This window comes from Roseovarius sp. MBR-51 (assembly GCF_053628575.1).
Genome location: NZ_JBRJGQ010000039.1, coordinates 1 through 11,279, shown reverse-complemented (window position 1 = coordinate 11,279; position 11,279 = coordinate 1). Strand labels below are relative to the sequence as shown.

Here is an 11,279-nt window from a genome sequence, read left to right as displayed (position 1 = left end):
TCATGATTATCCAAAGTGGAAACCCGAAAATGAATCATCAGAACAACAGGTTGAAATCCCGAACTCCGCATAACGGTGACGCGGCATATTATGTTCTGGGCTACCTCGAACAGGCCTTCCCGATCCATGCGCAAAAGCTCGTGGAGATCGACGGCAATATGGTGGCCGAGCCGCTCCGCGATGAGACTGGCGCGCTGGTCGTCTCGCGCGAGGCGCTCGCCCTGCGTGATGCGGCCATGATGGAGCTGATGACGCTGGCCCCGATCCCCTCGGCGCTGGATCAGATCCTCTGGGCCTTTGGCGACGAGGCCGTCGCCGAGGTCACGGGGCGATCGATCCGGCCCCTCAAGGCCGAGGATGGCCATCTCTTCATCGAAAAGCGCAGCGCCAGTAGCAATTCCTCCGAGACCCAGGCCTTCATGGACGGTGAGAAGGATATCCTGATCTTTTCTGACGCGGGCGGCACGGGCCGCTCCTATCACGCGGCGCAGACAGCCAAGAACCAGAAACGGCGCCGGCATTATCTTCTGGAGCCCGGCTGGCGCGCGGATGCGGCCATCCAGGGGCTCGGGCGCACGCATCGCTCGGCCCAGGTCCGCGCGCCCTTCTTTCGGGTCTGCACCTCCGATGTGCATGGCGAAAAGCGCTTCACCTCGACGATTGCCAAACGCCTCGACCAGCTGGGTGCCTTGACCAAGGGCCAGCGCGAAACGGGCTCGCAGGGCATGTTCCGCGAGGAGGACAATCTCGAAAGCCCGATCGCGCGGGCGGCGCTGCGTGGGTATTTCGCCGATCTTGCCGCCGGGCGCGCTGAGGCGATGAGCTATGAGAGTTTCACCGACTGGACAGCCCTGCGGCTGATCGACAAGGACGGGGTGCTTCTTGAGGAGCTTCCCCCGATCCAGCGGTTTCTGAACCGGGTGCTGGCCCTGCCCATCCACATGCAGAACGCGCTCTTTGCCGAGTTCATGCGCCGGATCGCCGAGCAGTCTGAGCGCGCGCGTGCGGCGGGCACGCTCGATCTCGGCGTCGAAACCCTGCGCGGCGAAAAGATCGAACAGGTCGGGGCGGAAGATCTCTGGACCTGCCCGAAATCCGGCGCGGTGACGCGGATCATTGGGCTCAAAGTGACGGACCCGGTCCATGTTCTGGGCGCCGAAGATGCCATGTCGCGCAATCCCGATAAGCTGCCGATGGTCAACCGCGCGTCTGGCCGCGCGGCGCTCATCTCGGCGCGACCGATGCAGATGTATGACGAGGACATCGTCACGCTGATGCGCAAGGCGGTGCGGCCAAACGGGTCGAGCTACCTGGAGGAGGCGCGGTTCGGGTCTTCGGCCTGGGAAGAGATCGGCAAGCCTGAGTTCGCACGGCTTTGGGATGCCGAGGCTGCGTCCCTGCCAAAAATCATCACGACCAAGCTCTACCTGCTGACCGGGCTGCTGTTGCCGATCTGGAAGGACATTCCGACCACCAATGAGCGCATCTACCGGGTCACGCCGGACGGGGCGACCGCGATGATCGGGCGCACGCTGAGCGAGGAAGGGGCGGCCGCGCTGCGCGCCCGCTTCCTCGTCTCCAACCCGCAAACGCCGGAGGAGATGCTGACCGCTGCGCTCGGCACCACGGCGCCGGTCGATCTCGGCCGGGGTCTGAACCTGACCCGCCGCCGTGTCGCAGGCGAGATGCGCCTCGAGCTTGGCGGCGTGGACAAGGACATGATCGACGGCCTCAAGGCCCTCGGCTGTTTCACCGAGATCAAAGCCTTTCAACTGCGGGTGTTCCTGCCGCATGGGGACGGAATCGACACGGGCCGCATTCTGGCCCGGATCGTCGGGCAGGCACCAGATGCCGCTTCAGTGGCAGCAGAATAGGGAAGGGTGAGATCATGACACTCGATGACATCAAGGCGGCCGTCGATGCCGGGCAGACCGTGCATTGGGCCAATACCGGCTATGTTGTCCACAAGGACCGGCTCGGTCAGTACCTGATCACCTATCTGCCGAACGGCAGCTGCATCGGCCTGACCGACCGGAGCGGGCACCGGTTGAACGGAAAAGCGGCGGAGTTCTTCATCGCGCGATCAGAGGACGGCGCGGAAAATCCGGGCAGCCAATCTAGACCAGACGGGCAGGGGAGGGGCGTAGCACCAGGAGGCGCGGGGGCATGCCCACTCGGACGGCAGCTCTGATCCGTGGGCGGGGCATAAAGGGAAAGCAAGCTTTCTGTTTTGTGATCCCACGAGGGGTCGAGAAAGCAATCCCGGATGCTTTGGCAAGAACGTCAGGCACCGACCAATCTGAAAGGAACCATCCCATGTTCGCAGGAACCCTCACCCGCAATGTCGAGACCGCCGCCGCTCAGTACACCGGCATGATCCACGGGACGCGCTTTGACATCGCCATCCAGCTCGAGGCACGGGCCAAGATGTCCGAACGCAGCCCGGATTTTGACGTGACGGCAGTCAACAAATCAGGCCGCAAGGTGCGCATCGGCACAGCCTGGAACGAGACCGGCAATGCCAGCGGCAACCCCTACATCTCGATGCAGATCGATGTCGGCCTCGGCCCCTTCCGGGTCAACGCGGTGCAGACGAAAGAGGCGCGCGCGGCACAAAGCGGAGAGTTTGAGATCATCCCGCTGGTCTCGAACGGCCTGATGAAATCCGGGTCCATCTCTGGCGAGCTGACCGCCATGGACGCCGACAACGCCTTCACCGGCTACATCGCCAACATGATGTTCGATCTGGAATTCATGTTGATCGAGAACAGCTACAAGACCGAGGAGACCCACCCCGATTACCGGGTTGAGGTCAGCTCGCCCCGGGGCACACCGATCCGCGTCGGCTCGGCCTGGATGGCGAAAAGCAGCCGCACGGGCAATGACTACCTGTCGCTGCTGATCAACACGCCCGATGGCGACCTGCGCGTCAACGCCGTGCAGAACGAAGAACAGCGCGGCGGGCAGACCTTCTCGATCATCCCGTTCATCGACAGCAGCGAGCAGTCGCAGGACGCGGGCGCGGGGCTCTTGCTGGTCGCCTGATCAGCGCGCGAGAAGAGACGATCTGAAACGAAAGGGGAGCCGTGGGACCACGGTTCCCCTTTTTTCGTGTCAGTTCGAGTCAAAGACCTACTCAAAGCCCTGCCAGATCTGCGCTTACTGCTCCAAACCGATTTGCTGACCATTGGACTGTTGCGGAGCCGCTCAATCATATTACGATAATATACCAATGAAGACTTGTTTGTGAGCGCGCCGATGGCTGGCATACCAAGAACAGAACGCGTCTGGCTCGAGAGGTTTGAACTATGACTGTGCAGGAACCACGCAATTCTGTATCGAAGATTGGGCGCGACGGGATCGACGATAACGCCACAAAGTACGCGGAAGCTCTGAAGCGCCCCGAACGTGAGAACGTTCCAGTTCGTCCAGGTCAAATTGTCTAGGGTTAGCTGAGCTTCGCGCAGTCTTGTTTGATTGGACATAATCAGTTGGCCAACAGTTCTGTTGCGGTTCGTCTAATCCGAGCTTCGGTCGCAGAGTTGCCCTTGCTATATGCATTTGCGATCAAGCGAATAGCCCCACGTACGTCACCCGGAGAATTGCCCCCCTTCTCATCGGACTGGAACGGGGCATCCGTTTCCGTCAAAACGCGCTCCAGGGGAACGGTCTCAAGCAACTTACGCCCCTTCGGAGTCTGCAACATCTGTTCGTTGACTGAAAAGTAGCAGCCCAGATCCAAAGCCCGTCTGATCTCCGATCCTGAGGAATTAAACCAGTGCAACACTGGAACACACGTGCGATGCGCACCAGTTTGTTCGACGACGTCGAGTACCTGTCTGGCGGTTCGAACACTGTGAATGCTGATGACTTTATCGCCGAGCCTTGCGCATAGCGCCATCACTCGTTCGAACACGATCTTTTGACGTTCGAAGGATGAATAGAACCGTCGCCCGGCGTCTAGTCCAACCTCGCCAATATACCTTGTCGAGGGCGCGAGCTCTTCAAAGAGTGACAATTCCGATGCTCTTTGAGCGACCAGCTGCGGGTGCATTCCAAGGGCGGCATGCACGAAGTGGCCATTACGCGCCATGCCCTCATTTCGAGAAAAGGCTTTAGGTGTCGTCGTGACCGCGAGTGTAAGGCACCGCGCGGATTCACACCGCGCATATTCCGCGCGCATGTTCTGACAGAGATCGAGATGGCAATGGAAATCGACGGGGCCGGACCAATCCAAATCAGACATGCATTGTCCTTACACCTTTGAGTATCTGTGATACTTCATCCATGCCACGGCGATACACATCGATATATAAATCTAGATCATCGCGGCACAGCGGCCCCGGCTTTTGCACGAGAAATCTGGCTCGAATGGGATTTTGCCGCAAGTTTTCAGCGGCAAACATAAAGGACCTGATGTTCTTCCCGTCTGCCGACTTCGAGTCCAGAACGTCTTTCTTCAAGTCATCAAGAAAATACTTCGTGGTATCCGCTTCATCGAGCCCGACAGCGAGCGATGCGCGACGGATTAGGCAGGGGACGCAGCGTCCGCAATGCTGGGGCGGCGCGCTCTCGAAACGGACTTGTGCAGGGTGGGAACAAGACATTGAGACCGGAGCAAGTTCGGCAAGCAGGTCGCGATCACCACATTCTCTGGCCATCTCTCCCTTCGTCTTGAAACGATATGGATTTTCCAGCGTCACGTCGACGCCCAAAGCTGTGACCAGTTGCGACATCGATCGGATGAAATGCGGATGGGCCGTCCGCGTGCTAAGTGATCCGAGCCGATGGGCGTCCATGGGTACGTTGAGCGCGATTAACCCATTTTCGGGGATAAGCACCTTGTTCGTAGAGGCGACGGCATCGGCAGCAACCACAGCCAGGCTGTAAAAAAGGAAGGAGCGCGCCCGCTGGTTGTTGTCACTTCCAGCGTCGGCAAAGTCCGACTTTCGGAAACCGATATAGGCCCGGACAGATTTGAACGCGCCGTCATGACGTTCCTTCAATACCTCGAGCAACTGCCGTTGTGCGCTGGATGCCTCTCCGTCCCAGTAGTGGCTGACCAAGAGCGGTCGTTGTCCGGAGGCGAGGAGGTCGATCGCGCCGATGAGACTGTCCAACCCGCCCGAGAACAGGCTCACCTGTGTGAAATCTGTGAGATCCATCTCTTCGGGTTGTTTCGTGAATGACTGAAGATCGTCCGGTCGATCCCGAAACGTGAAGCTCCAATGATCGCCGGTCAAGAATTGCAGCATCCGGGACAGGTGGTCTTGTTGTTGTCGCCAGAGGTCTGGGTCCGCGACGGGAACGCTAAGACTAATCATGCGCGTCCAACCGTCATCGGCGTATCGTTCCCGCGAGACACCAGTGTCGGCGGCGTACACCGCAGTCGCTACGATCATAAGATCGACCGCGGCCTCACTCGGCCTCGCACCTAACTTGAAGAGCTGGTCCAGCAGCTGCCCTAAGCCCCTGTCGAGGTCACCAAAACTGTCGATCATATCGACGGTGATATCTGCCGCGCCCTGAGTGGATTCCTCGTCGTCGCAACCCAATCGTACAAAAACGTTCCGTCTCATTGCATGGTCTCCAGGACTGCGCCTAGCATGTCGAATGTATCGGCATAAACCTCGGAAATGCTTCTGTCGATTTCGGATTGTGTCGGACGCGATCCAACATCGAACCTGCTACCAAGAGCGTCTCTAACCCTTCCCTGAGTAAAATCTCGGGTGATCCGCTCGGCATCCCGGAAATCGGCGTCGGACGCGGATCCGTGCAACGCGTTCGTCCCGATTTCGTTCAAGACCTTTGTCACCACGCTCCGGGTGATCACGTCACATAGGAATTCATCGAGTTGATCTTTTGAAAGCTCATCGAATGCGCCGGGATCATCTTCCGCAACCTCTGCGATCGCTTCGAGCATCGCGTCACGGGCGATCGATTCATCGATCGTCCCACCATCGGGACAGATGATCTCCGCCAAGGCTTCGAGGACCTCTGCGGCTGGACGGCCCGCAAGGCCCTGGAGGTCAAATCGGGCGAGCGCCGCCTCGGCACCTTCGTTCACGAAGGCGCTTGCGAGCCCGGCGACACCGGATGCAACTCGGGTAGAATGCGGCATTCGCCGTGCGGCCCCGGCACCGCCCCCCGCGGCGCGAACGTAACCCTTTAACGCCCGTCCGAGCGACTTGCTCCCGCCACCGTTCGTAAATCGGGTGAACTGTCCGCGAGGATAGGTGAATGCGCCGCCGGGAGGGGCCACGGTGAGCGGCGCCTGCGCTGCGCCGCTCTCGTCCGGGGTCGAATTTTCGGTGTCAGAACCGTCACTTCCGTTTTTACCGGACCCATCTTCACCACCGCCCATGCCCGGATCGACGCTGTCGACCCAATCCGGAACAAGGCCGGACGCGGGGCCGCTGTATGAACTCGACGTTCCCATTATCCTGTCCCGTTCCTACGGCCACTGCGGCCACCACCCGCCGCGAGTTGGAGTGGTTTGTTCTGATCAAGTTTGGCCCAGCCCTCCTTGAGTTTAGCAAACTCGCGTTTGGCCTCCGTCCTGGTGAAGATCTTGTCCCACCCCGCGGCCGCCCAAGGTCCTAGCTGACCGCTTGGTAGGTCGGCTAGAAGGCGAACAGTAGGGGTCTGGAGATTGGCGGATATTTTGCAAAGCTCCGCAAGGCCTTCGATGCCATCTGGCCGCTTCTTCAAGTCCGTTGCAGCCCTGATCCGTGCGGCCACCACGTCAAAGATCTGCTCGATCTCTCCCGGCGTGAGCTTTACGATTTCCACCGCGGCAGCGCGCGCGCCCAGGGTGCTGCCGCAAAGTTTCTCGATCCAGTCCTCTTTCAGCGCGAGATTAGAGCCTGCAGTGAAAAGCGCCTTGCGGTCTCGGGACACGAACAAATACGGGCGCAAATCCTCATCCTTGAGGGCGGGAGCGACTAGAGCCCATCGTCTGACCCATTCACTAGAAAGGAGGTCATCCTCTGGGAGCTTGTCGGTTTGACCCTGATCCTTAGCGGCGGCCGGGTTTATGGCTTGCTCGGACTCCTCATCATCCGTGCGTAAAGCTTTTTCGAGTGCTGCAACGGTCTTGGATGAGCCACTGACAGCGGCCTCCGCCTCGAGACGTTCGAAGAAATCGGACTTGAAGCGTTCCGCGAGCATCAGTTTGGCGAGGACGGCGGGGTTCACTTCGTCTCCGATCCCGCGTGCGTCCGCGATCGCCAGACGGAGATTGAGAGTGTTTAGAAATCTCTTGATCTGCCTTGGATTTCCTTGAGCGCCCTCGGCCAGTGGCAACGCGAGTTGATCCGCTAGAATGAGCGCGTTCTCCAGTTCCGCCGAGACCGCGCCAAGACGCTCTTCAATGACGCCGCGGCTCAGACCGCTCCCGTCCCAAGGGCGTCTCAAGGCTTCACGACCCAGTTCGAGTAATGTCTTGAAGGGTATCGAACCGGTGTCGAGGGAGCTTCCGGCCACGAGGAGCGTCAGATAAATCTTGGTCTCGACGTATCCGAGTGGAGGCAGACGGAACGGTACCTGAATGAGCTTTTCAAGGTAATTCCGGGCATAGGTCGACGGGCCGGATGATAGTGGCAAGTCCGGGAAATGAGATCTGACGGCGTATTCGATCATCCCCTCGTCGGCGGCGATGACAAAGGCCGCGCCTGGCACGAATAGGAAAAGCCGTATCGCCTCAAGCGTCTCGATCGCGGTTGCGGGAAGACATCTGTCCAGATCGTCAACAACGACGACGAGCCGATCAATGTCCGCCGCCTCGAGGAGTTCCTCGAATTCCGCCCTGAAGGCATGGATGTGGGCGGGCAAGGTTTCGACTTCGGGGTTATTGAGACAATCTGTGACATTCTTGACGTATCCCGTCATATCGCCAACTGTGAGATCTCCGCCACCGGCAAGGAGCTTCTTCCCCTGTTCCATCAGCCCGCTAAGCATGTCCGGGGACGGGATACCGGTGAGGCCGGTCAGGGCGAGACCGCCCGCCTTGGACGCGACCTTCATGAGATCGACGCGCTTAAGCAGCTTTTTTGACGTGTCTTTCAGCTTGGTTGTGGGCGTCCGATCCCGCAGCAATTGTTCGACGATCGTTTCGATTACGACGGTTTTCGCGTCTTCGAGGCCCTGGAACAGCCAGCCGTTGAACCGGATGACGGATGCGCGATCGTCATCCGAGAACGCGTCCTCCAGCATGAGCAATACGCTCGACTTTCCAGCACCCCAATCCCCATGGACGCCGACCGTGAGAGGTTCGGCACCGGAGTCTCTGATCACCTTCGCTACAGTCGCGGAGATGGCCTCCGAGTAAATCATGTCAACGGCGGTCTCGTTATCTGGAATAATCATGAAAGTTCTTTTCCGTAGTGAATCATAATCCAAAAATTGCCGCTTTCGCGCGGCTCGTCTTTTTTTCGCCTGCTACCTGTTTAGTCGTGTACCTGCGCATCTTCGAGATCGTTGGTCGCACCTACTGCTTTGGATCTCATCATAGCAATTCTCGGACAGGAACGAACACCTGATTGGTTTCGGCGGCTCGCCGCAGCTTTCCGTCAAGAACGTCGATCAATGAGAGACGGTTGTGAACGACCTGATGCAGATCGAAGCCATCGGCGCAGATTATGTTCGTGCGCCTACCCGTCCCAAAAGCTTTCAGGCCATCTACTGAGAAACCAGAGTTACTGATAAAGAGTCCACGCGTCCACGTCGCCTTGCCAGAGACTTTTCCAGAAAAGGTTAGCAGATCGGATTGCCCTGTGAGGCCAGCCTGCCATTTGGCTTCGACAAGGTAAGTCTCGCCGTGCAGCTTGAAACTTCCGTCAATCTGTTCTCCTGTTAGCTTAAAAGGTGCTCGCGGCGTCAGTCCGTAGGCTGCAAAAAGTTCAGTTAGAAAGCCTTCATATTCGTAGCCGCGCCGCTGTGGAGGGTGGTCAAATAGGCCGATCAGTCGCGCCGATAGTGTTTTTGCCAGCTCGTCCGACAGCGTGGTGGTTCTCGTTTCCGCCGGCAGCGTCTCCGGCTCGATTTGGTCACTCGGTAGGGAATCAAGAAATGCTGGATCGTTGAGCTCGGGCACCTTTAGCGACAGGCGCAAGAGGAGCAGATTTAATGCATTTACCTCCGCACGGGTTAGCGGATCTCCTTTGCCTCTACGCCAGGTCATCGATTGCCGTACGATCGTCAACATCAATGGGCTAAACTTGTGTCGCCGCTGACCGAGGGTTGATGATAACATTTGGACGATCGCGGGGCGTTTGCTCCCGCCCGTCCACAAGTCTTGGCATTGGACTTGTGCAGCCGCCAATGGGAATGCGGTCCGGGAGTTTCCGCTCCCAGGCAAAAAGTTGTAGAGCAGGTCTGCTAGGTCCTCAATGCATTGTTCCTCGACGAGATTCATGAGCGACTCCACAGGCATGAAAGCGGGGCCGCGAACATGTTCTCGCCGAAAGGGACGACCTTATCGTGGTCGTAAAGAACCATTCCCTGGACGAATTTCTCTCCGCATGCGTCTGCGAGCTTGCGCATGCCTGAAAAATCTCCCGCCGAAACGGTGGCGGATGACTTTACTTCGATCCCGACGACCTCGCCGCGGCGGTTCTCCAACACGATATCGACCTCGTTCTTATCTTTATCCCTGAAATGCGAAAACGTGCACCTCTGTTCGCTCCACGTCGCGATCTTCCGCAATTCACTGAACACGAAGGTCTCCAGGATTGCACCGAAGCTCGTTTTGTCCTTACCGACCACTTCCGGTGATACATCGCGCATCGCCGCGAGGAGGCCCGCATCGAGAAAATGTAACTTGGGTGACTTGGTCAGGCGTTTCAGACGGTTTGTGAACCACGGCTTCAGGGTATGAACGAGGTAGAGGCTCTCGAAGACACTCACATACTTCTGCGTGGTGACATGATTGAGGTCGAGGCCGGCACCGATACCCGTGTAGTTGACTAACTGACCTGAGTGCTCGGCAAGTACTGACATGAGTTTTGGCATGATGGCGAGTTGTTCGATCTGTGCGACGTCACGGACGTCACGCTGGACGATCGCATCAAGATAGCTATGATACCAATCCTGTTTCCGTGACCATCGCGTTCGGCTGAGCGCTTCGGGATACCCTCCTGAAAGCACGTTGATAACGAGCTCGTCGCCTATGATCATGTGGTCGGCCGTCGGCCTTTCTCCGGTGAATGCTCGATCAATGAAGTCTGATTTAGTGCCCAGTATTTCTGCCTGTGAGAGAGGCAGTAACCGAACGACCTCCATGCGACCGGCAAGGGAATCCGCCGCTTTTGGAATGGTCATCAGGTTGGCCGAACCTGTTAGGAGGAACCGCCCTGGTGTCTTGTCGTCATCGACTAGGTTTTTAATGGCGAGTAGAAGGTCGGGCGCGCGTTGGATCTCATCGATCACCGCGCGGTCCAATCCGCGGACGAAACCGATCGGATCATTGATTGCTGACCGCAACACGTTGGCATCGTCCAATGTCAGAAAGGGTGTCTTGTCCGACGCGATGTCGGTTGCAAGCGTCGTTTTGCCGGACTGACGCGGCCCCGAGATGAGAACCACGCGGGTGTCGGACAGCGCCTCTTCCACTCTAGCCTTGGCAAATCTTGGGTACATCGTCGTACGGCTCCTTTCGACAGATTGAAAGTGTGCACCCGACCAATTGAAAGTCAAGCGCCGACTGATTGAAAGATAGTGCCCGACTAAATGAAAGCGTACAGCCTCAAGCTCGCAAGTTTATGGTTCTGGCGACGATCCTGCCTACTTTGGGAACGCGAGTATTTGGTCGTCTATCGTGAACCTGAGCCTTGCGGCCTCCCCAGCTCGGCTTCGCGTGTCGCAGGGGAGAACGGCCCTTCGGTCCGTCGCGCATTCGGCCATGCGGCCTCACCGCGGCGTCGCGCCCGGCATCCCGGTTTGCCCGCCTCGCGAGCACGTCCCTCCCCAGCCGCTCCGCCGGATTGCGCTCTGGTCTGTTTTGGCCCGAGGCCAAAACGATCCTGCCGCTTCATCCGTCTTCCGCGTCCGGTCGGGCCGTTTGCCTACTCGGGTCGGGCAAACCTACCCTCAAAACACACACACATGAGTGCGGAAGCATATCCTCCGGATGGCCCCCAAATCAGCCCGCGTCAAGGATCGCAAAACTTTTCGGCGAGGGCGGGGGGTTCTGTCGCAAAGTTTCCGGGAGTTCTTCCTTGTCTTTGATTTTGGCGCTACATCGGGCAAAAACCAAGACTAGGTTCGGTACGGATGACAGT

9 protein-coding genes are annotated in these 11,279 nt (G+C 58.4%); 3 read left to right on the top strand and 6 right to left on the bottom strand.

What is annotated here, in order from left to right; genetic code table 11:
- The 3 genes from ACSSVY_RS22085 to ACSSVY_RS22075 all read left to right on the top strand — a co-directional run.
- Nucleotides 1-1,874: strawberry notch C-terminal domain-containing protein (locus ACSSVY_RS22085; RefSeq protein WP_454272138.1), on the top strand; the 1,874-nt coding region annotated here is incomplete at its 5' end.
- 14 nt (nt 1,875-1,888) lie between these two features.
- A complete protein-coding gene (locus ACSSVY_RS22080; protein WP_454272136.1) occupies nt 1,889-2,191 on the top strand; it encodes a hypothetical protein in 303 nt (100 codons plus the stop codon).
- 125 nt (nt 2,192-2,316) lie between these two features.
- Nucleotides 2,317-3,045, top strand: coding sequence for a DUF736 family protein (locus tag ACSSVY_RS22075; RefSeq protein ID WP_454272134.1), 729 nt, complete (start codon nt 2,317-2,319; stop codon nt 3,043-3,045).
- A 442-nt stretch (nt 3,046-3,487) separates the two neighbouring features.
- Here the strand turns inward: ACSSVY_RS22075 and qatD are convergent, their stop codons facing one another.
- From qatD to ACSSVY_RS22045, 6 genes are all read right to left on the bottom strand, one after another.
- Complete coding sequence (gene qatD, locus ACSSVY_RS22070; protein ID WP_454272132.1) at nt 3,488-4,246, bottom strand: Qat anti-phage system TatD family nuclease QatD; 759 nt, start codon at nt 4,244-4,246, stop codon at nt 3,488-3,490.
- Nucleotides 4,239-5,579, bottom strand: a complete 1,341-nt coding sequence (gene qatC, locus ACSSVY_RS22065; protein WP_454272130.1) for a Qat anti-phage system QueC-like protein QatC — start codon at nt 5,577-5,579, stop codon at nt 4,239-4,241. Before qatC ends, qatD begins: the two co-directional genes overlap by 8 nt.
- On the bottom strand, nt 5,576-6,439 hold the full coding sequence (gene qatB, locus ACSSVY_RS22060) for a Qat anti-phage system associated protein QatB (RefSeq protein ID WP_454272129.1): 864 nt from the start codon (nt 6,437-6,439) through the stop codon (nt 5,576-5,578). The genes qatC and qatB overlap by 4 nt, the downstream gene beginning before the upstream one ends.
- Nucleotides 6,439-8,367 (bottom strand): Qat anti-phage system ATPase QatA, encoded by a 1,929-nt coding sequence (gene qatA / locus ACSSVY_RS22055; protein ID WP_454272127.1) that lies wholly within the window; start codon nt 8,365-8,367, stop codon nt 6,439-6,441. The genes qatB and qatA overlap by 1 nt, the downstream gene beginning before the upstream one ends.
- 139 nt (nt 8,368-8,506) lie before the next feature.
- On the bottom strand, nt 8,507-9,415 hold the full coding sequence (locus tag ACSSVY_RS22050) for a restriction endonuclease (protein WP_454272125.1): 909 nt from the start codon (nt 9,413-9,415) through the stop codon (nt 8,507-8,509).
- Nucleotides 9,412-10,611 (bottom strand): ATP-binding protein, encoded by a 1,200-nt coding sequence (locus ACSSVY_RS22045; RefSeq protein WP_454272123.1) that lies wholly within the window; start codon nt 10,609-10,611, stop codon nt 9,412-9,414. Before ACSSVY_RS22045 ends, ACSSVY_RS22050 begins: the two co-directional genes overlap by 4 nt.
- Nucleotides 10,612-11,279 lie beyond the last annotated feature (668 nt).